Annotated in this window: 19 protein-coding genes; 16 read left to right on the forward strand and 3 right to left on the reverse strand. The window is 52.8% G+C overall.

Going from position 1 to position 20,178, the window contains the following annotated elements; translation table 11 throughout:
• Nucleotides 1-165: 165 nt before the first annotated feature.
• The 4 genes from ACLW56_RS14600 (at nt 166) to ACLW56_RS14615 (ending at nt 4,299) form a co-directional block, all read left to right on the forward strand.
• Entirely contained in the window at nt 166-906 is a 741-nt protein-coding gene (locus ACLW56_RS14600; RefSeq protein ID WP_330984479.1) for an amino acid ABC transporter permease, read from the forward strand.
• Entirely contained in the window at nt 906-1,580 is a 675-nt protein-coding gene (gene gltK / locus ACLW56_RS14605) for a glutamate/aspartate ABC transporter permease GltK (protein ID WP_330984480.1), read from the forward strand. The genes ACLW56_RS14600 and gltK overlap by 1 nt, the downstream gene beginning before the upstream one ends.
• On the forward strand, nt 1,580-2,305 hold the full coding sequence (locus ACLW56_RS14610) for an amino acid ABC transporter ATP-binding protein (protein WP_330984481.1): 726 nt from the start codon (nt 1,580-1,582) through the stop codon (nt 2,303-2,305). Before gltK ends, ACLW56_RS14610 begins: the two co-directional genes overlap by 1 nt.
• Before the next feature lie 314 nt (nt 2,306-2,619).
• Entirely contained in the window at nt 2,620-4,299 is a 1,680-nt protein-coding gene (locus ACLW56_RS14615; RefSeq protein WP_330984482.1) for a molecular chaperone HscC, read from the forward strand.
• A 3-nt stretch (nt 4,300-4,302) separates the two neighbouring features.
• Here ACLW56_RS14615 and ACLW56_RS14620 read toward each other — a convergent pair whose 3' ends face one another.
• From ACLW56_RS14620 to ACLW56_RS14630, 3 genes are all read right to left on the reverse strand, one after another.
• A complete protein-coding gene (locus tag ACLW56_RS14620) occupies nt 4,303-5,718 on the reverse strand; it encodes a J domain-containing protein (RefSeq protein WP_330984483.1) in 1,416 nt (471 codons plus the stop codon).
• Nucleotides 5,715-6,419: a DUF1266 domain-containing protein gene (locus tag ACLW56_RS14625; protein WP_330984484.1), complete on the reverse strand. Its 705-nt coding sequence runs from the start codon at nt 6,417-6,419 to the stop codon at nt 5,715-5,717. Before ACLW56_RS14625 ends, ACLW56_RS14620 begins: the two co-directional genes overlap by 4 nt.
• Before the next feature lie 224 nt (nt 6,420-6,643).
• The gene (locus tag ACLW56_RS14630; protein ID WP_330984485.1) at nt 6,644-7,126 is read right to left on the reverse strand and encodes a zinc ribbon-containing protein; all 483 of its coding nucleotides are present in this window, start codon (nt 7,124-7,126) and stop codon (nt 6,644-6,646) included.
• Nucleotides 7,127-7,340: 214 nt separating this feature from the next.
• Here ACLW56_RS14630 and leuS point away from each other — a divergent pair, with 214 nt between their 5' ends.
• The 12 genes from leuS (at nt 7,341) to lipB (ending at nt 19,898) form a co-directional block, all read left to right on the forward strand.
• Nucleotides 7,341-9,923: a leucine--tRNA ligase gene (leuS, locus tag ACLW56_RS14635; RefSeq protein WP_330984486.1), complete on the forward strand. Its 2,583-nt coding sequence runs from the start codon at nt 7,341-7,343 to the stop codon at nt 9,921-9,923.
• 14 nt (nt 9,924-9,937) lie between these two features.
• Nucleotides 9,938-10,525 carry an LPS assembly lipoprotein LptE gene (gene lptE / locus ACLW56_RS14640; RefSeq protein ID WP_330984487.1) on the forward strand — a complete coding sequence of 196 codons (588 nt, stop codon included), beginning with the start codon at nt 9,938-9,940 and terminating at the stop codon, nt 10,523-10,525.
• A complete protein-coding gene (gene holA, locus ACLW56_RS14645; protein WP_330984488.1) occupies nt 10,525-11,556 on the forward strand; it encodes a DNA polymerase III subunit delta in 1,032 nt (343 codons plus the stop codon). The genes lptE and holA overlap by 1 nt, the downstream gene beginning before the upstream one ends.
• Before the next feature lies 1 nt (nt 11,557).
• Entirely contained in the window at nt 11,558-12,217 is a 660-nt protein-coding gene (gene nadD / locus ACLW56_RS14650; RefSeq protein WP_330984489.1) for a nicotinate-nucleotide adenylyltransferase, read from the forward strand.
• A gap of 275 nt (nt 12,218-12,492) precedes the next feature.
• Nucleotides 12,493-12,810, forward strand: coding sequence for a ribosome silencing factor (gene rsfS / locus ACLW56_RS14655; protein ID WP_312624465.1), 318 nt, complete (start codon nt 12,493-12,495; stop codon nt 12,808-12,810).
• 3 nt (nt 12,811-12,813) lie between these two features.
• The gene (rlmH, locus tag ACLW56_RS14660; protein ID WP_330984490.1) at nt 12,814-13,281 is read left to right on the forward strand and encodes a 23S rRNA (pseudouridine(1915)-N(3))-methyltransferase RlmH; all 468 of its coding nucleotides are present in this window, start codon (nt 12,814-12,816) and stop codon (nt 13,279-13,281) included.
• A 27-nt stretch (nt 13,282-13,308) separates the two neighbouring features.
• Complete coding sequence (mrdA, locus tag ACLW56_RS14665) at nt 13,309-15,210, forward strand: peptidoglycan DD-transpeptidase MrdA (protein WP_330984491.1); 1,902 nt, start codon at nt 13,309-13,311, stop codon at nt 15,208-15,210.
• A 2-nt stretch (nt 15,211-15,212) separates the two neighbouring features.
• Nucleotides 15,213-16,325, forward strand: coding sequence for a peptidoglycan glycosyltransferase MrdB (gene mrdB, locus ACLW56_RS14670; protein ID WP_330984492.1), 1,113 nt, complete (start codon nt 15,213-15,215; stop codon nt 16,323-16,325).
• Between the two features lie 13 nt (nt 16,326-16,338).
• Nucleotides 16,339-17,457, forward strand: coding sequence for an endolytic peptidoglycan transglycosylase RlpA (rlpA, locus tag ACLW56_RS14675; RefSeq protein ID WP_330984493.1), 1,119 nt, complete (start codon nt 16,339-16,341; stop codon nt 17,455-17,457).
• Nucleotides 17,458-17,595: 138 nt separating this feature from the next.
• Nucleotides 17,596-18,795 carry a D-alanyl-D-alanine carboxypeptidase DacA gene (gene dacA / locus ACLW56_RS14680; protein ID WP_330984494.1) on the forward strand — a complete coding sequence of 400 codons (1,200 nt, stop codon included), beginning with the start codon at nt 17,596-17,598 and terminating at the stop codon, nt 18,793-18,795.
• 107 nt (nt 18,796-18,902) lie between these two features.
• The gene (ybeD, locus tag ACLW56_RS14685) at nt 18,903-19,166 is read left to right on the forward strand and encodes a DUF493 family protein YbeD (RefSeq protein WP_330984495.1); all 264 of its coding nucleotides are present in this window, start codon (nt 18,903-18,905) and stop codon (nt 19,164-19,166) included.
• 90 nt (nt 19,167-19,256) lie between these two features.
• Nucleotides 19,257-19,898 (forward strand): lipoyl(octanoyl) transferase LipB, encoded by a 642-nt coding sequence (gene lipB, locus ACLW56_RS14690; protein ID WP_330984496.1) that lies wholly within the window; start codon nt 19,257-19,259, stop codon nt 19,896-19,898.
• The last annotated feature ends 280 nt before the right edge of the window (nt 19,899-20,178 follow it).

A 20,178-nucleotide genomic window follows, 5' to 3' on the forward strand; every position in this document is an offset into this window, starting at 1 on the left:
GAGAGACAGGATGTCTCTCATTCAATCCCCAGGAGCTTACTTAAGTAAGTGACTGGGGTGAGGGAGTGCAGTCAACACCCCTGCAGCTCGAAGAATGACGGGTATAGGTTTCCTTAGCAGTCTTCGAGGGTAGCGCTGCTACCCTTTTTTTTTCGGAGTCCATTTATGTCAATCGACTGGAACTGGGGTATTTTTTTGCAACAAGCCCCGTTCGGCAACACCACCTATCTGGGCTGGCTGTGGAGCGGCTTTCAGGTTACCGTTGCGTTATCTGTAACGGCCTGGATTATCGCTTTTCTTGTCGGCTCGCTGTTCGGCATTCTGCGCACCGTTCCTAACCGTTTCCTTTCCGGAATCGGCACGTTGTATGTGGAACTGTTCCGTAACGTTCCGTTAATCGTTCAGTTTTTTACCTGGTATCTGGTCATTCCGGAACTGCTGCCGGAAAACATCGGTATGTGGTTTAAATCTGAGCTTGACCCTAACATTCAGTTCTTCGTCTCCTCCATGCTCTGCCTGGGGCTGTTCACCGCTGCGCGTGTATGTGAGCAGGTGCGTGCCGCAATCCAGTCTCTGCCACGTGGACAAAAAAATGCAGGCTTAGCGATGGGCTTAACGCTCCCGCAAACCTACCGTTACGTGCTGCTGCCTAATGCCTATCGCGTGATCGTGCCACCGATGACCTCTGAGATGATGAACCTGGTGAAAAACTCGGCCATCGCCTCAACCATTGGTCTGGTCGATATGGCCGCACAAGCCGGGAAATTGCTGGACTACTCGGCGCATGCCTGGGAATCCTTCACGGCCATCACTCTCGCCTATGTGTTTATTAACGCGGTGATCATGCTGGTGATGAATATTGTTGAACGCAAAATCCGCCTGCCGGGCACGATGGGAGGCAAATAATGTACGATTTTGACTGGAGTTCAATCGTCCCTTCCATGCCTTACCTGCTGGCGGGTTTGGTCATTACGCTGAAAATCACCGTGACGGCCGTGGTTATCGGTATCGTCTGGGGCACAATCCTTGCGGTAATGCGTCTCTCCACCTTCAAACCGGTGGCCTGGTTTGCAACAGCTTATGTGAACGTGTTCCGTTCGATTCCGCTGGTGATGGTGCTGCTGTGGTTCTATTTGATTGTGCCTGGCTTCCTGCAAAACGTGCTGGGGCTGTCACCGAAGACTGACATTCGTCTGGTATCGGCGATGGTGGCTTTTTCCATGTTTGAAGCGGCTTACTATTCCGAGATCATCCGTGCCGGTATTCAGAGTGTGTCTCGCGGTCAGGGTAACGCTGCGTTGGCGCTGGGGATGACCCAATGGCAGTCAATGAAGCTGATTATTCTGCCGCAGGCCTTCCGCGCGATGGTGCCGTTGCTGCTGACGCAGGGCATTGTCCTGTTCCAGGATACCTCGCTCGTCTACGTGCTAAGCCTTGCCGACTTCTTCCGTACCGCCTCCACCATTGGCGAGCGTGACGGAACCCAGGTTGAGATGATCCTGTTTGCCGGGGCCGTCTATTTTGTTATCAGTTTGAGCGCCTCGCTGTTGGTCAGCTATTTGAAGAAAAGGACCGTGTAATGATTTCCCTGAAAAATGTTTCGAAATGGTATGGTCACTTTCAGGTGCTGACCGACTGCTCCACGGAAGTGAAAAAAGGCGAAGTGGTGGTGGTTTGTGGCCCTTCAGGGTCCGGCAAATCTACGCTGATCAAAACCGTGAATGGCCTGGAACCCGTGCAGCAGGGCGAAATTCTGGTCAACGGCACTCAGGTCAACGACAAGAAAACCGACCTGGCCAAATTGCGTTCTCACGTGGGTATGGTGTTCCAGCATTTCGAACTGTTCCCACACCTGTCAATTATCGAGAACCTGACGCTGGCACAAGTTAAAGTTCTTAAGCGCGATAAAACGGCTGCACGCACCAAAGGACTGAAACTGCTTGAGCGTGTAGGGCTTTCCACGCATGCCGATAAATTCCCTGCTCAGCTCTCCGGTGGCCAGCAACAACGTGTGGCGATTGCCCGTGCGTTGTGTATGGACCCGGTGGCGATGCTGTTTGACGAACCCACTTCCGCGCTTGATCCAGAGATGATCAACGAGGTGCTGGACGTCATGGTGGAACTGGCGCACGAAGGGATGACGATGATGGTGGTGACGCACGAAATGGGCTTTGCCCGTAAAGTGGCGAACCGCGTTATCTTTATGGATGAGGGCAAGATTGTCGAAGACTCCGACAAGGATGATTTCTTCAACAATCCGCAATCGGACCGTGCAAAAGACTTCCTGGCAAAAATTTTGCATTGATGACAACGATGCGCGCACTCCGGTGCGCGTGAGACTGATGACAAACCTCTAACGAATATCGTTTTGTCATGGGAGGCAGAACAAAAAATAAGGAAAATCAATTCATTGATTTTCGACTGCTCACCACAAAGAAGGAAAAACCACGCATTTTCCTTCTTTGTCAGCAATCTGGCGCGCACTCCGGTGCGCGTTTTTATTAACCGCCTATCCAGATTAAGACTCCAGGATCAGCGCTGGAAGTTGATTAAGATCAGCACAGCAATAATCTTTCGTTTTAATCTTAATTTCCTTTTACTGACTAATGTATTCATATAATGGATAATGTGCCACTCGCTATTGGTATTGATCTGGGAACCACAAATAGTCTTATCGCCGTCTGGAAAGAAGGGCGCGCGCAGTTAATACCAAATAAATTCGGTGAATATTTAACACCCTCCGTTATTAGTATCGATGACAATAATGCTATCCTCGTTGGGAAACCGGCTCTGGCACGCAGAACATCTCATCCTGACCGAACGGCTTCCTTATTTAAGCGCTCTATGGGAAGTCAAACGACATGGCAGCCAGGCAGCGAGTCATTCAACGCCCCCGAATTATCTTCACTGGTTTTGCGCGCTCTCAAGGAAGATGCCGAAGAGTGGTTGCAGCAGCCAATTCAGGATGTTGTCATTTCGGTTCCCGCCTACTTCAGCGATGAACAGCGGAAACATACCCACCTTGCTGCCGATCTGGCAGGGTTGAATGCCGTTCGTTTGATTAATGAACCTACGGCGGCCGCGATGGCCTACGGCTTACATCATCAACGTGACAGCCGTTCTCTGGTATTTGATCTGGGCGGAGGTACCTTTGACATCACCGTGCTCGAGTATGCGGCTCCGGTGATAGAGGTACATGCCTCCGCTGGCGATAACTATCTCGGCGGAGAAGACTTCACCCATCTATTGCTCGATGAGATAATAAAACGCAGCAATCGGACGAAATCCTCGCTATCAGACAACGAACTGGCCGCGCTTTACACTCAAGTCGAAGCCGCTAAATGCAGTGGTCAGATGCCGCTGCACGTGGAGTGGCAACATCAGCAGCAAACCCTGACCTGCGACTTTTATGAAGATGAACTGGAAGTCCTGTGGCTACCTCTGCTTAATCGCCTGCGCGTCCCCATTGAGCAGGCTCTGAGAGATGCACGTCTCAAACCAGAACAAATTGACAACCTGGTTTTGGTCGGCGGAGCATCACAAATGCCGCTGGTGCAGCGTATCGCCGTCAGGTTATTTAAGAGATTACCTTACCAAAGCTACGATCCCAGCACCATTGTTGCCCTTGGAGCTGCTGCCCTGGCCGCTTGTCGCCTGCGACATGATGACATTGAAGAAGTGATCCTCACCGATATCTGTCCCTACTCTCTGGGGGTTGAAACCAATCAGAACGAGATTCCGGGTATTTTCTCTCCTGTCATTGAGCGGAATACGACTGTCCCGGTCTCAAGAGTTATGACCTACTTTACGATGCACCCGGAGCAACATTTTATTGCGATCAATATCTACCAGGGTGAAAACCACAAAGTTAAAAACAATATTCTGATCGACTCATTTGATGTCGAATTGACGCAAACGGGAAAAATTCAGGCACTGGATATTCGTTTTAGCTATGACATTAACGGCCTGCTGGAGGTCGATGTTGTGCTGGAAGGAGGAAAGACGGAATCCAGGATCATTTCGCACAGCCCTGTCACGCTTAGCCAACAGCAGATAGACGCAAGTCGCAGTCGGCTCGCGGCGCTGAAAATCTATCCTCGGGATATGCTGGTAAACCGCACGCTCAAAGCACAGCTTGAGGAGCAATGGACACGCGCTCTGGGCAGCGAGCGCGAAAGGCTTAGCCGCATCATTACCGATTTTGATGCGGCTTTGCTGTCTAATGATATCGCACACATTGATTCGGTGCGCCGACGCATAAACCGGGAACTCGGCAAACCCGACCTGGATACCGTCTAACGGTTAATGCAGGAAATGAACTATTCTGCTCAGCGCCAACAGGACAAGCAGCATAAAACCCAGCATTTTCAGCACAGGAAGACACCCCGTCGCTGAGTCTTCATGAGTCGATTCATTCACCGTACTTACCCGAACAACGGTCCCTTCTGCAGCGGCCCGTTGCAGAAGACCGCGAACAATCAGCGCCTCCAGCGGATCGCAGTCGCCAGAATCCAGCCGATGAAGCATTGATAAGACATAGGCTTCATCCGGACGTTTCGCACAAACTAACTGCTCAGTCACACAATACATCACCCAAAGAAGGTCAAATTCTTCCAGTTTGCCGGTGCTTTCGACCCGCCTTTTAGACAACAGCTGCTCAACAAAACGGCCGGCGGTAGAGGACAACAACCCACTGTGCAAGATTTGCGCCCACTGTAAACGGGTTCGTGCATTTTCTCCGGTAACGTAGATCAATGGATTACCGTCTTCATCCACCATTTCACGAGCTTCAATAATAACCGTCACTAACGGGAAAACATCAGGTCGATGCTGGCGACACCACTTCAGCAACAAATTATCGGCTTGGGTAGAAGGTGACTGTTGCCAGTATTGGCAGAGTTCCGGCAGCAGACTTTCCCCTTCGTCCGCATTCACACGCTGGGAGTACTCGTAAAAAGCAGCATCTGCATTCCCGGCTTGATCGTTATGCCATGCTCTGGCATAGGCTAGCAGTTCCGGCATATCCCATCCCAGCGAGGTGTACCAGCGCAGCAATTGATACTGCAATTGCTCGTCATCCGGGATAAACATGACGGTATGCATTTCCAGATAATCCAGAGCCCTGCTCAATTGGGTACGCCACAGACGATCAAGGGTAACAAAGTACTCAATTGTCTGATTTTGCAGCGCGGCTGGCAGGTGAGATAAAGTTGAAAAATCAAACAGATCACCACGTTTTATGGTCCGAAGGAAAGCGTCAACGTCGTCCTCATCTAACGATTCGTCAGCATCCTGCTGCCACCATTGTAATCGCTCTGCTAACAACCTCAGGCAGCGAAATGAGATAAATGTCGCGCCCATCGCCTCCGCACAGAGTTTCCAGCGAAGATCGTCGACTTCACCCATGGAACAATCATTAAGTTGATGGATAAATCTCTGCCAGGCCTGAGGCAGAAAACGCTCACGTTCATTACCCAGTAAGGTACGAAAGATCGTCATCAGCGCATGTTCATCCCTTTGGCTACCAGGCTCGGGGAGCACGTCGTTAACGGATGATTCGGCACAGCGAATGGCGTCTTCATAAGCCCGACGCAACTGTTTAAATCCTTGTGGATCGGTCTCCGGGTGAAAGGAGGGTAACAGCGCCAGATAGGCCTGGCGAATAATCACGACCTCCGTTGACGCCTCTATGCCGAGGATTTCCCAACATGTTTTCATAAGTCGCTGACACCCCTGAGTGTCTGTGGACAGGCCGGGTACGCTTTCAACGCTTTCCAGGGGAGTTCAATATAGAACCCCTCTATACCCGCGATAAGTTCGTTAAACATGCGATCACTGGCCTGGTCATACTTCTTCCGGGTTAAGGCTTCTGTAAGCTGACCATAAGGATCGCCAGGGCATTGCCAGTACAAGCGACCGAGTGAATAAGCAGCAAAATAGTGCATCCAACTGTGATAAAAATGGATAGCCCTGACGTACAGCCTTGACTGTAGCCACAGGCTTTCTTCTTCTGTCAGCCACTTATTGAGCACGCCTATTCGACACAAAAAACCCATCCGGACATAATCCCAGGCTTTAATTCCCGCTTCACCACAGATAGCGGCTGTTTCAGCAACAAACTGAGCGTACGCACGACCTTCATTGTTGAGTTCACTGGTATACCGTTGCCATTCACCGGGAGATAAGCGGAACCAGAGTGAATAAAATGCATCAAGATCGCAGGCATGCCCGTTATCCGTCATACGATAAATCATCTGAATTAATTCATCGCGAGTATTAATCCCCCAGGATTCTGAGACATCAAAAAACGGAATATCCAAATACATCCTCGGCGATGAGTGAGAAGGCGAACAATCCTGGTTTAATATTTCCATCGGTGTGGAAAGGGCAAACAGGAGAAGCTGTGACTCTGCGTCCATATGTCATCCGTTGAATATAATCACAGTAAATATATTAATGAGTAAAACGAGACTGATTAATAATAAATAAGAGCCTAAAGAATATACCCGTAACAATTAACGAGCAAAAAAAAACGGAGTCCAGAACAGGTCAAGATCAGAGGGAAAGAATGAAGATTTAGTGCCAAAAAGCGGCAGGCATAAAGGATTATGCCTGCCGCATTGTTTCCGCACAGCGTTGATGATTAAGGCTCAAAAGCCTTACGCTGAAACTGGTCGTGACCGCATTTCGGGCAGAGCGGCAGTACATCCGGCGAATAGACGGGCAGATGGAAATGGCACTTCTCACAAACCAGATTACCCAGCCCAACCACTTCACCGCTGTGATAGACGCCGTGATGGTTTAAATCCTGGAAAACCTCGCGCCATTCCAGCTGTGTTTTGTCGGTGATATCCGCCAGTTCCTGCCAGATGCTCTCTTTAATGACCCGTAAAAACACGCTGTCTTTCAGCTCGTCCTGGCTTTCGTTGTAGCTGATGGCAAACTCTTCCAGATCGCGACGCACGGCCCGGGTCAACTCTTCGATTTCTGTCCGGGTCAACTCCCCGGACTGGCTAACACTCGCGCGCGCTTGTTCAACCAGCGCATCAATATCGCGCTCGCCATTGCGCAGGCGTTCCGTCAGTGTCGTCACCAGTTCACGATAATACTGAGCAACCTTGTTCATTGTTTCATCTCCCGGGCGGTTAACGTCTTCTAATAGTAGACCTTATTTCCCACACGCTTTGTCAGTTCAGCCACAGACCCGGTAAATAAACGCCAGCCTGGAGTGTGTGAAAGGCTGTTTTGACGTGCGCGTTTGGGCTATGCTATGCGGATCTGAATGACCACATCCATTGGCTACGTTTGTAGCTGTATTGAAAACAGGACCACTGGCTGCCATGCAAGAGCAATACCGCCCGGAAGAGATAGAATCGAAAGTCCAGCAACACTGGGACGAGAAGCGCACATTTGAAGTGACTGAAGACAACAGCAAAGAGAAATACTATTGCCTGTCGATGCTCCCCTATCCTTCTGGCCGACTACACATGGGCCACGTGCGTAACTACACCATTGGTGATGTGATTGCCCGTTACCAGCGCATGCTGGGTAAAAACGTGCTGCAGCCTATTGGCTGGGATGCGTTCGGCCTCCCGGCAGAAGGCGCGGCGGTGAAAAACAACACAGCACCTGCACCGTGGACCTACGACAACATCGCCTACATGAAAAACCAGCTGAAAATGCTGGGCTTTGGCTATGACTGGAGCCGTGAGCTGGCGACCTGTACCCCGGAATACTACCGTTGGGAGCAGAAGTTCTTTACCGAGCTGTATAAAAAAGGCCTCGTGTACAAGAAAACCTCCGCCGTTAACTGGTGCCCGAACGATCAGACCGTTCTGGCCAACGAACAGGTTATCGACGGCTGCTGCTGGCGCTGCGACACCAAAGTTGAGCGTAAAGAGATCCCACAGTGGTTTATCAAAATCACTGCGTACGCGGATGAACTGCTCAACGATCTGGATAAAATGGATCAGTGGCCAGACACCGTTAAGACCATGCAGCGTAACTGGATTGGCCGTTCCGAAGGGGTGGAAATCTCCTTTGATGTCACCGATTACGCAGACAAACTGACGGTCTACACCACCCGTCCAGACACCTTTATGGGTGCGACGTATCTGGCCGTTGCAGCAGGTCACCCGCTGGCACAGCAGGCTGCGGCGAACAACCCAGAGCTGGCAGCCTTCATCGACGAATGCCGTAACACCAAAGTTGCCGAAGCTGACATGGCAACCATGGAGAAGAAAGGCGTCGATACTGGCTTTAAAGCCATTCACCCGCTGACCGGCGAAGCGATTCCGGTATGGGCGGCGAACTTCGTGCTGATGGAATACGGCACCGGCGCAGTCATGGCCGTACCTGGTCACGATCAGCGCGACTACGAGTTTGCCAGCAAATACGGTCTGAACATTAAGCCTGTTATTCTGGCGGCCGACGGTTCAGAGCCAGACCTCTCCGAACAAGCGCTGACCGAAAAAGGCACTCTGTTCAACTCCGGCGAATTCAGCGGCCTGAGCTTCGAAGCAGGCTTCAACGCCATCGCCGATAAGCTTGCAGCGCTGGGCGTTGGTGAGCGTAAAGTTAACTTCCGTCTGCGCGACTGGGGCGTTTCCCGTCAGCGTTACTGGGGCGCTCCCATTCCAATGGTGACGCTGGAAGACGGTACCGTGATGCCAACCCCTGAAGATCAGCTGCCGGTTATTCTGCCGGAAGACGTGGTCATGGACGGGATCACCAGCCCAATTAAAGCCGATCCTGAGTGGGCAAAAACCACCGTAAACGGTCAGCCTGCACTGCGCGAAACGGATACCTTTGACACCTTTATGGAGTCTTCCTGGTACTACGCGCGTTACACCTGCCCGGACTATCAGGAAGGCATGCTGGATTCAGATGCTGCCAACTACTGGCTGCCCGTCGATATCTACATCGGTGGTATCGAACACGCCATCATGCACCTGCTGTATTTCCGCTTCTTCCACAAACTGATGCGCGATGCAGGCATGGTGAACTCTGACGAGCCAGCCAAACAGCTGCTGTGTCAGGGCATGGTGCTGGCAGACGCATTCTATTACGTCGGTGAAAACGGCGAGCGCAACTGGGTGTCTCCGAAAGATGCCATTGTTGAGCGCGACGAAAAAGGCCGTATCGTGAAAGCGAAAGACGAAGCGGGCCATGAGCTGGTGTACACCGGCATGAGCAAAATGTCGAAGTCGAAAAACAACGGCATCGACCCGCAGGAAATGGTTGAGCGTTACGGCGCAGACACCGTGCGTCTGTTCATGATGTTTGCCTCTCCAGCCGATATGACGCTGGAATGGCAGGAATCCGGCGTTGAAGGCGCGAACCGCTTCCTGAAGCGCGTCTGGAAGCTGGTTTATGAGCACACCTCTAAAGGCCCGGTTGCGGCACTGAATGTTGATGCGCTGAGCGAAGATCAGCAGGCTCTGCGTCGCGACGTGCATAAAACCATCGCCAAAGTGACCGATGATGTTGGCCGTCGTCAAACCTTCAACACCGCGATTGCGGCTGTGATGGAACTGATGAACAAGCTGGCGAAAGCCCCGACTGAAGGCGAGCAAGATCGCGCGCTGATGCAGGAAGCACTGCTGGCTGTGGTTCGTATGCTGAACCCGTTCACACCACATGTAAGCTTCACCCTGTGGCAGACACTGGGCGGTGAAGGTGATGTGGATAACGCACCATGGCCGGTTGCAGACGAAAAAGCGATGGTTGAAAACACCACGCTGGTCGTCGTACAGGTTAACGGCAAAGTTCGCGGCAAAGTCACTGTGCCGGTGGATGCGACCGAAGAGCAAGTTCGTGAACGCGCAGGCCAGGAACATTTGGTTGCGAAATATCTGGAAGGCGTTACCGTGCGTAAAGTAATTTACGTACCGGGTAAACTGCTCAACCTGGTCGTTGGCTAAGCGCGGGAGGAAGCGTGCGATTTCTGACAACGTTATTGGTATCCCTTGCGGTGCTTGTCACCGCAGGTTGTGGCTGGCACCTGCAGAGCTCCACGCAGGTTCCTGCCAACATGAAACAGATGATTTTCATCTCAAGCGATCCGAATGGCCCACTGAGTCGTTCTGTTCGTAACCAGATGCGCCTTAATGGGATCGAGATTGTGGATGGCAGTTCCATTCGCCAGGACATTCCGTCCCTGCGTCTGGGCGGTGCGAGCATCGGTAAAGACACCGCGTCGGTATTCCAGGATGGCAGAACAGCGGAATACCAGATGGTGATGACCGTGACGGCCAGTATTTTGATTCCAGGTCACGACATCTATCCAATCAGCACCAAGGTTTATCGTTCCTTCTTCGATAACCCGCAGAAGGCGCTGGCGAAAGATTCCGAGCAGGACATCATCATTCAGGAAATGTACGACAAAGCCGCTCAGCAGCTGATTCGCAAGCTGCCAAGCGTGAAAGTGGCGGATGCTGAAGCCACCAAAGAGGAAGAGCAGCCCGCAGCGGACACCCCCGCTGCACCGGCAACGACTCGCACCTCTACTACTCTGGGTAACTGATGATTCGGCTGTACCCAGAACAACTCCGCGCGCAGCTCTCTGAAGGGCTGCGCGCGGCGTATTTACTCCTCGGTAACGACCCTCTTCTGCTGCAGGAAAGCCAGGACGCCATTCGCACCGCTGCGATGGCTCAAGGTTTTGATGAACACCACACCGTCTCGATTGACGCCAGCACCGACTGGAATGCCCTGTTCGCGCTCAGCCAGGAAAGAAGCCTGTTTGCCAGCCGCCAAACGCTGATGCTACTGCTGCCTGAAAACGGCCCAAACGCCGCCATCAATGAACAACTGGCCGGATTGACGAGCATGCTGCACGACGATCTCCTGCTGATTGTTCGCGGAAACAAGCTGACTAAAGCACAGGAAAACGCCGCATGGTGCAGCGCGCTTTCAGAAAGAGCCGTGCAGGTTTCCTGCCAGACCCCAGAGCAAGCTCAGTTGCCACGCTGGTTGGCGGCTCGCGCGAAGCAACACAACTTGCAGTTCGACGAAGCGGCAAGCCAGTTGCTCTGCTACTGCTACGAAGGCAACTTGTTGGCTCTCGCCCAGGCACTGGAACGCCTTTCTCTGCTGTGGCCTGACGGAAAACTGACGCTGCCGCGCGTCGAACAGGCCGTAAATGATGCGGCACACTTCACGCCTTTCCACTGGCTGGATGCGTTGCTGGCAGGCAAAAGCAAACGCGCTCTGCACATTCTCCAACAGCTTCGCCAGGAAGGGAGCGAGCCGGTTATCCTGCTTCGCACGTTACAACGCGAGTTGCTGCTGCTGGTCAATATGAAACGTCAGTCGGTGTCCACGCCACTGAGAACACTGTTCGACAAGCATCGCGTCTGGCAGAACCGCCGCCCGCTGTTTACTGAAGCGCTGAATCGTCTGAGTGCTGAGCAACTTCGCCACGCCGTATCACTGTTGACTCGCACAGAACTGACCCTCAAGCAGGATTACGGACAATCTGTGTGGGCCGAGCTCGAAGGCCTGTCGCTGTTGCTGTGCCACAAAAACCTGCCTGACGTCTTTTTCGAAGGTTGATATGACTGCGTTAAAAGCCATTTATGGCGGCACTTTTGATCCGGTGCATTACGGTCACCTCAAACCGGTTGAGATCCTCGCCAACCTGATTGGTTTGGCAAAAGTGGTGATCATGCCGAACAACGTGCCGCCGCATCGCCCCCAGCCAGAAGCGACCAGTGCCCAGCGCAAAGAAATGCTGCAGCTGGCGATTGCGGATAAGCCGCTGTTTGAACTGGATGAGCGTGAACTCAAGCGCGACACGCCCTCTTACACGTCTGAAACGCTGAAAGCCTGGCGACAGGAAGCTGGGCCTAATCAGCCGTTGGCGTTCATTATCGGCCAGGATTCTTTAATCAATTTTCCGACCTGGCACGACTATCAAAGTATTTTGGGTCATGCGCATTTGCTGGTCTGCCGCCGTCCAGGTTACCCGATGGCGATGAAAGAAGAGCAGCATCAGCACTGGCTGGATGCCCATCTGACGCATCGTGCCGATGATTTACATAACTCTCCGGCGGGCAAGATTTACCTGGCAGAAACGCCATGGTTTGATATCTCCGCGACGCTAATTCGTGAACGCCTGCAAAAAGGGGAATCGTGTGCAGAAATGCTGCCCGAAGCGGTTTTGGCGTATATCCATCAACATGGCCTTTATCAGGCAATTTCTGAAGCTGACTGAACGTAAATCCCGCGAATAATCTCTTTTCATCCTTCACCTCCCTGCAGACCATTGACACCCCCGGCAAGGCTGCTATTCTCCGCAGCCAGACTTGTCCCACCATACTGATTTACAGAAATTGTTTTACAAAAATGGCGATGCAATCGGGGTCATTGGATGGGATGATAGCCCGCCGGTGCCATCCGGCCGGAGACATTAGTCCCGACTTCGTCCTGGATTCAGGTATACTGACGGGCTGTTCATATTGTTAATCTACACCTGACCAGGGGGAAAACTTGCAGGGTAAAGCACTCCAGGATTTTGTTATCGACAAAATCGACGATCTTAAAGGCCAGGACATCGTGGCTATCGATGTTCACGGTAAATCCAGTATCACCGACTGTATGATTATCTGCACCGGTACTTCCACTCGTCATGTGATGTCCATCGCTGACCACGTTGTTCAGGAATCTCGCGCTGCGGGTATGCTGCCACTGGGCGTTGAAGGTGAAAACGTGGCCGATTGGGTTGTCGTCGATTTAGGTGATGTGATTGTTCACGTGATGCAGGAAGAGAGCCGTCGCCTGTATGAACTGGAAAAACTCTGGGGTTAATGCGTGAAGCTGCAGCTCATTGCCGTCGGAACCAAAATGCCTGACTGGGTACAAACCGGTTTCACGGAATACCTGCGCCGCTTCCCCAAAGATATGCCGTTTGAGCTGGTAGAAATTCCTGCCGGCAAACGGGGTAAGAATGCGGATATTAAGCGGATTCTGGATAAAGAAGGCGAATTGATGCTGGCTGCGGCAGGCAAAAATCGCATTGTCACGCTGGATATTCCGGGTAAACCCTGGGATACGCCGCAGCTTGCCGTTGAGCTTGAGCGCTGGAAGCAGGATGGCCGTGATGTCAGCCTGCTTATCGGTGGCCCGGAGGGGTTGTCCCCTGCCTGTAAAGACAGCGCAGAACAAAGTTGGTCCCTCTCCGCGCTGACCCTTCCTCACCCGCTGGTGCGAGTGCTGGTGGCAGAGAGCCTTTATCGGGCGTGGAGCATCACCACCAATCACCCTTACCACCGCGAGTAATGATGACCAGAGTAGATTAAGCAGCGGATGAAATTACAGAATTCTTTTCGCGACTATACGGCTGAGTCTGCGCTCTTCGTGCGCCGGGCAGTAGTCGCCTTTACGGGGATTTTAATCCTCAGTGGCGTGCTGGTTGTTAATCTCTATAGTCTGCAAATCGTTCGTTTTACTGACTATCAAACCCGCTCTAACGAAAACCGCATTAAGCTGGTCCCTATTCCGCCCAGTCGCGGTATCATCTATGACCGTAACGGCACACCGCTGGCGTTGAACCGCACGATTTACCAGCTTGAACTGATGCCTGAAAAGGTGGACAACCTCCAGCAGACGCTTAACGATCTGCGCAGCGTCGTCGACCTCACCGATGATGACATCGTCAATTTCAAAAAAGAGCGTGCCCGCTCGCATCGCTTCACCTCCATTCCGGTCAAGGTTAACCTGACGGAAGTTCAGGTCGCACGGTTTGCGGTCAACCAGTACCGTTTCCCGGGCGTGGAAGTGAAAGGCTATAAACGCCGCTACTATCCTTATGGTTCCGCATTGACGCACGTCATTGGCTACGTGTCGAAAATTAACGACAAAGACGTGGACCGCCTCGATAAAGAAGGCAAGCTGGCAAACTATGCCGCAACGCACGATATCGGTAAGCTCGGCATCGAGCGCTACTACGAAGATGTGCTTCACGGTCAAACCGGTTACGAAGAGGTTGAAGTCAACAACCGTGGTCGCGTGATCCGCCAGTTGAAGGAAGTGCCCCCACAGGCCGGGCACGATATCTACCTGACGCTCGACCTGAAACTTCAGCAGTACATTGAAACGCTACTGGCCGGCAGTCGTGCCGCCGTGGTGGTCACCGACCCGCGTTCCGGCGGCATTCTGGCGCTGGTGTCGATGCCAAGCTACGATCCAAACCTGTTTGTGGATGGCATCTCCAGCAAGGATTACTCCTCGCTGTTGAACGATCCGAACACGCCGCTGGTGAACCGCGCCACACAAGGTGTTTACCCGCCAGCATCCACAGTTAAACCTTATGTTTCTGTCTCTGCGTTGAGCGCAGGCGTGATAACCAAAAATACCGGGCTGTTTGACCCAGGCTGGTGGCAGTTACCGGGTTCCGACAAGCGCTATCGCGACTGGAAAAAATGGGGCCACGGCCACCTGAACGTCACCAAAGCGCTTGAGGAGTCCGCCGATACCTTCTTCTATCAAGTCGCCTACGACATGGGGATCGACAGGCTTTCCGAATGGATGGGCAAGTTTGGCTACGGTCATTACACCGGCATCGACCTTTCTGAAGAGCGTTCCGGGAACATGCCAACCCGTGAATGGAAGCTCAAACGCTTTAAAAAGCCATGGTATCAGGGCGATACCATTCCCGTCGGGATCGGCCAGGGTTACTGGACAGCCACGCCGATTCAGATGAGCAAAGCGCTGATGATCCTGATTAACGATGGTGTGGTGAAAGTGCCTCATCTGTTAATGAGTACTACCGAGGAAGGCAAGCAAGTGCCGTGGGAACAACCGCATGAAGCGCCCGTGGGTAATATTCACTCCGGCTTCTGGGAGATTGCCAAAGACGGGATGTACGGTGTAGCCAACCGTCCAAACGGCACGGCACATAAATACTTCGCAGGCGCGCCTTACAAGATTGCAGCAAAATCAGGTACCGCACAGGTCTTTGGCCTGAAAGCCAACGAAACCTATAACGCGCATCGCATTGCCGAACGTTTACGTGACCATAAACTGATGACGGCCTTTGCCCCTTACGGTAGCCCGAAAGTGGCGGTCGCCATCATTCTGGAAAACGGCGGTGCTGGCCCAGCGGTCGGCACGACCATGCGCCAGATCCTTGACCATATTATGCTCGGTGATAACAACACCGTCCTGCCGGCAGAAAATCCGGTAGCCGCAGCCGCGGAGGACCAATAAACATGACGGATAACCCGAACAAAAAGTCGTTGTGGGAAAAGATCCATCTTGACCCCACCATGCTGCTCATTCTGCTGGCGCTGCTGACCTACAGTGCGCTGGTCATCTGGAGCGCCAGCGGCCAGGACATCGGCATGATGGAACGCAAAATCGGCCAGATTGCGATGGGCGTGGTTATTATGGTCGTCATGGCGCAGATCCCGCCTCGCGTATACGAAGGCTGGGCGCCCTGGCTCTATATCTTCTGTATTGTGCTGTTGGTCGCGGTGGATGCTTTCGGTGCCATCTCTAAAGGCGCACAGCGCTGGCTTGACCTGGGCGTAGTGCGCTTCCAGCCTTCTGAGATTGCCAAGATTGCCGTACCGTTAATGGTGGCGCGCTTCATCAACCGCGATGTTTGCCCGCCTACGCTTAAAAACACCGCGATTGCCCTGGTGCTGATTTTCCTGCCAACGCTGTTAGTGGCGGCACAGCCAGACCTGGGCACCTCGATTCTTATTGCCCTTTCCGGCCTGTTTGTGCTGTTCCTTTCCGGGCTTAGCTGGCGTCTGATCGGCGTTGCTGTTGTGCTGGTGGCGGCCTTTATTCCGATACTCTGGTTCTTCCTGATGCACGATTATCAGCGCCAGCGCGTGATGATGTTGCTCGATCCGGAAACCGATCCGCTGGGCGCGGGCTACCACATTATTCAGTCGAAAATTGCCATTGGTTCCGGCGGCTTGCGCGGCAAAGGCTGGCTGCACGGCACTCAGTCGCAGCTCGAATTCTTACCCGAGCGCCATACTGACTTTATCTTTGCCGTTCTTGCCGAAGAATTGGGGTTGATAGGCTTCCTGGTTCTGCTCGCGCTGTACGTTTTACTCATCATGCGCGGATTGTGGATAGCCGCTCAGGCACAAACCACCTTTGGCCGCGTGATGGCCGGCGGTTTAATGTTGATTTTATTCGTTTATGTCTTCGTAAATATTGGTATGGTAAGTGGAATTTTGCCGGTGGTAGGCGTTCCGCTCCCGCTGGTGAGCTATGGGGGCTCCGCTCTCATCGTACTGATGGCCGGGTTTGGTATCGTGATGTCGATACATACCCACAGAAAAATGTTGTCGAAAAGCGTATAAGAGGTGCGCAATGATGCGTAAACAATGGCTTGGTATCTGTATCGCAGCAGGCTTACTGGCGGCGTGTTCGAGTGATGATGGCGTGCCACAGCAAACTGTCAGCGCACCGAAGCCGGCGGTCTGTAATGGCCCGGTGGTCGAAATCAGCGGCGCCGAGCCTCGCTACGAGCCTCAGAATCCTTCAGTCAATCAGGACTATCAGCGCGACGGCAAGAATTACAAAATCGTCCAGGATCCGTCGAACTTTAGTCAGGCGGGCCTTGCCGCCATTTATGATGCCGAACCAGGCAGCAACCTGACGGCGTCTGGTGAGCCTTTCGATCCCATGCAACTCACCGCCGCTCACCCGACGCTGCCTGTGCCAGGCTACGCACGTATTACCAACCTCGCGAACGGCCGCATGCTGATTGTGCGTATTAACGATCGCGGCCCTTACGGCAACGATCGCGTGATTTCACTTTCCCGCGCCGCAGCCGATCGTCTGAATACGTCCAACAACACCAAAGTACGTATTGACCCGATTATTGTAGCGCAGGACGGCACAATGTCCGGGCCGGGTACGGCTTGTACCACCATCGCGAAGCAGACTTATGCCCTTCCCTCTCGTCCGGATCTGAGCGGCGGCATGGGCAGCGTTTCTTCTGCTCCAGAGCCACAGTCAGGTCAGGGCGATGTTCGCGCAATCAGTAACGATACGCTGAAGCCGGAAGATGCCACCGGCGCACCGGTGAACAGCAGCGGCTTCCTTGGCGCACCGACAACGCTGAACAGCGGTGTACTGGAAGGAAGCGAACCGGCACCTCAACCAACCGCGCAACCTGCTGCCACGCAAAACGCGCCAGTGACTGCGCCGGGTTCTGTTGCTTCAACCGCAGTGCCTGTTGCAGCCGCTTCAACAGCCGCCAGCGGCAGTTATGTGGTTCAGGTGGGTGCAGTGAGCGATCAGGCTCGTGCTCAACAGTATCAACAGCGCCTCAGCCAGCAATTCTCTGTACCTGGCCGGGTGACGCAAAGCGGCGCGGTCTGGCGTATCCAGTTAGGGCCGTTTAACAGCAAAGCGGATGCCAGTTCTCTGCAACAACGTTTGCAAAGCGAAGCGCAGCTGCAGTCATTTATTACACACGCCAACTAAAGGCAGATAAGCATCCTGGCGCACTGAGTATGTAAAAATCATTAACAAAGTCGCGCGCAATGCAGGATGTCTGACCTTATAGCAGATGCTATAGTTAGGCACTTTTTTCACTCCATCACGGATGTCGTTGTTCTGACCATGAAGACCTCTTTTTCTGCTCGTTTACTTATCACGGCGCTGTCCGTCGCGGCACTGACCACCGCCGCCCACGCTGATGACCTGAACATCAAAACCATGATCCCGGGCGTTCCGCAGATTGACGCGGAATCCTACATTCTGATCGACTACAACTCAGGTAAAGTCCTGGCTGAGCAGAACGCTGACTCCCGCCGTGACCCGGCCAGCCTGACCAAAATGATGACCAGCTATGTCATCGGCCAGGCGATGAAAGCAGGTAAGTTCAAAGAGTCGGATCTCGTCACCGTCGGCACCGACGCCTGGGCTACCGGCAACCCGGTATTCAAAGGTTCATCCCTGATGTTCCTGAAACCTGGCATGCAGGTTCCCGTTTCTCAGCTGATTCGTGGTATCAACCTGCAATCCGGTAACGACGCCTGCGTGGCGATGGCCGACTATGTTGCTGGCAGCCAGGATGCGTTCGTGGGTCTGATGAACAGCTACGTCACCGCGCTGGGTCTGCAAAACACCCATTTCCAGACGGTACACGGTCTTGATGCTGACGGTCAGTATAGCTCCGCTCGTGATATGGCTCTGATTGGTCAGGCGCTGATCCGCGATGTGCCAAACGAGTACACCATCTACAGAGAAAAAGAGTTTACCTTCAACGGCATCCGTCAGATGAACCGTAACGGTCTGCTGTGGGACAACAGCCTGAACGTTGACGGCATCAAAACCGGCCATACCGATAAAGCCGGTTATAACCTCGTAGCCTCTGCGACCGAAGGCCCGATGCGCCTGGTGTCCGCCGTAATGGGCGGCCGCACCTACAAAGGTCGCGAAACCGAAAGTAAAAAACTGCTGACCTGGGGCTTCCGCTTCTTTGAAACCGCCAACCCAATCACATCCGGTAAAGAGTTTGCCTCTGAGCCAGCCTGGTTCGGTGATACCGACCGTGCTTCGCTGGGCGTGGATAAAGATGTTTATCTGACCATCCCACGCGGTCGTATGAAAGACCTGAAAGCGAGCTACGTCCTGAACAATGCCGAGCTGCACGCACCGCTGCAGAAAAACCAGGTGGTCGGTACCATCAACTTCCAGCTCGATGGCAAAACCATTGAACAACGCCCACTGGTCGTCCTGCAGGAAATCCCTGAAGGCAACTTCTTCAGCAAGATGATTGATTACATTAAATTAATGTTCCACCACTGGTTTGGTTAAAAAATACGCACTTGAAAGTGTGATTTCCATCCCCATATACTAAGCATCACGATAACGACTCCTGTGGCACGCCGCGGGAGTCGTCTTTTTAAACCACCGGAGCTGACATGAAAACCAAACTTAACGAACTGCTTGAATTCCCTACTTCATTTACCTACAAGGTGATGGGGCAGGCGTTGCCTGAGCTGGTTGATCAGGTGGTGGAAGTGGTACAGCGCCACGCGCCAGGTGATTACTCCCCGCAGGTAAAGCCAAGCAGCAAAGGCAACTACCATTCAGTCTCCATCACCATTACCGCCACTCACATTGAGCAGGTCGAAGCGCTGTACGAAGAGTTAGGCAATATCGAAATCGTACGTATGGTGCTGTGATCCCCGTAGCCCGGCGCTCGCCGGGCTACGCCGCTTCTGCTCTGTGATATACTCCTCGCTTATGTTTTCCCGTTACGCGGAGTTGCCGTTTTGAGTCTGAATACCCTGCTGGTTCGTCAGCTTGGCGTCCAACCTTATGAGCCTGTTTCTCTGGCAATGCATGACTTTACCAATAAGCGTGATGAATCAACCCCCGATGAGATCTGGCTGGTTGAGCACGAACCTGTCTTCACACAAGGGCAGGCAGGTAAAGCGGAACACGTGCTGGTGCCGGGCGATATTCCGGTCATTCAGAGCGACCGCGGCGGCCAGGTGACCTACCATGGGCCAGGTCAGCAAGTCATGTACGTTCTGCTCAACCTGAAGCGCCGTAAACTCGGCGTGCGCGAACTGGTCACGCTACTGGAACAAACCGTCGTGAATACGCTGGCCGAATTTGGGATTGATTCACACCCGCGCGCAGATGCGCCAGGTGTCTATGTCGGGGAAAAGAAAATTTGCTCGCTGGGATTACGCATTCGCAAAGGCTGCTCATTTCATGGCCTCGCGCTGAATGTGGCAATGGACTTATCCCCTTTCCTGCGTATTAACCCTTGTGGCTATGCGGGGATGGAAATGACGCAAATGCAGCATTGGGTTGCAGAGGCAAAAACGGGAAATATTGCGCCAGTGATGGTCCGACATTTTTTAGCACTGCTAAACAATCCACCGCATAAATATATTACAGCTTAATATATTATCCAGCAGGACCTGATATTTTGTCGGGTCCACACCCCTTTTACCTCGTTTTCCTTTACATTAATCACAACTTTCTATATTTTTTCTCCGCTTGTCGAAGAAGTTACTACGACGCATACAAAATTTTACGTTAACACACCACGAAAAAGCGAGATGGCTCCGCAGTTCAAGATATAAATCATTGATAATAGTGAAATAAATCCTGTCTCCGCGATAAAATTGCCTCTCAAAAGCATAATAACAATAAAAACATTTTCAACTATCATTCATATTG

Origin of the sequence: Pantoea sp. sgz302252 (assembly GCF_047713085.1) — a bacterium.
Classification (GTDB): domain Bacteria; phylum Pseudomonadota; class Gammaproteobacteria; order Enterobacterales; family Enterobacteriaceae; genus Scandinavium.

Excerpts from the sequence above, each read along its gene's own strand:
- ACLW56_RS14600 (WP_330984479.1), top strand. The coding sequence starts at position 166 with ATGTCAATCGACTGGAACTGGGGTATTTTTTTGCAACAAGCCCCGTTC.
- gltK (WP_330984480.1), top strand. The coding sequence starts at position 906 with ATGTACGATTTTGACTGGAGTTCAATCGTCCCTTCCATGCCTTACCTG.
- ACLW56_RS14610 (WP_330984481.1), top strand. The coding sequence starts at position 1,580 with ATGATTTCCCTGAAAAATGTTTCGAAATGGTATGGTCACTTTCAGGTG.
- ACLW56_RS14615 (WP_330984482.1), top strand. The coding sequence starts at position 2,620 with ATGGATAATGTGCCACTCGCTATTGGTATTGATCTGGGAACCACAAAT.
- ACLW56_RS14620 (WP_330984483.1), bottom strand. The coding sequence starts at position 5,718 with ATGAAAACATGTTGGGAAATCCTCGGCATAGAGGCGTCAACGGAGGTC.
- ACLW56_RS14625 (WP_330984484.1), bottom strand. The coding sequence starts at position 6,419 with ATGGACGCAGAGTCACAGCTTCTCCTGTTTGCCCTTTCCACACCGATG.
- ACLW56_RS14630 (WP_330984485.1), bottom strand. The coding sequence starts at position 7,126 with ATGAACAAGGTTGCTCAGTATTATCGTGAACTGGTGACGACACTGACG.
- leuS (WP_330984486.1), top strand. The coding sequence starts at position 7,341 with ATGCAAGAGCAATACCGCCCGGAAGAGATAGAATCGAAAGTCCAGCAA.
- holA (WP_330984488.1), top strand. The coding sequence starts at position 10,525 with ATGATTCGGCTGTACCCAGAACAACTCCGCGCGCAGCTCTCTGAAGGG.
- nadD (WP_330984489.1), top strand. The coding sequence starts at position 11,558 with ATGACTGCGTTAAAAGCCATTTATGGCGGCACTTTTGATCCGGTGCAT.
- mrdA (WP_330984491.1), top strand. The coding sequence starts at position 13,309 with ATGAAATTACAGAATTCTTTTCGCGACTATACGGCTGAGTCTGCGCTC.
- mrdB (WP_330984492.1), top strand. The coding sequence starts at position 15,213 with ATGACGGATAACCCGAACAAAAAGTCGTTGTGGGAAAAGATCCATCTT.
- rlpA (WP_330984493.1), top strand. The coding sequence starts at position 16,339 with ATGCGTAAACAATGGCTTGGTATCTGTATCGCAGCAGGCTTACTGGCG.
- dacA (WP_330984494.1), top strand. The coding sequence starts at position 17,596 with ATGAAGACCTCTTTTTCTGCTCGTTTACTTATCACGGCGCTGTCCGTC.
- ybeD (WP_330984495.1), top strand. The coding sequence starts at position 18,903 with ATGAAAACCAAACTTAACGAACTGCTTGAATTCCCTACTTCATTTACC.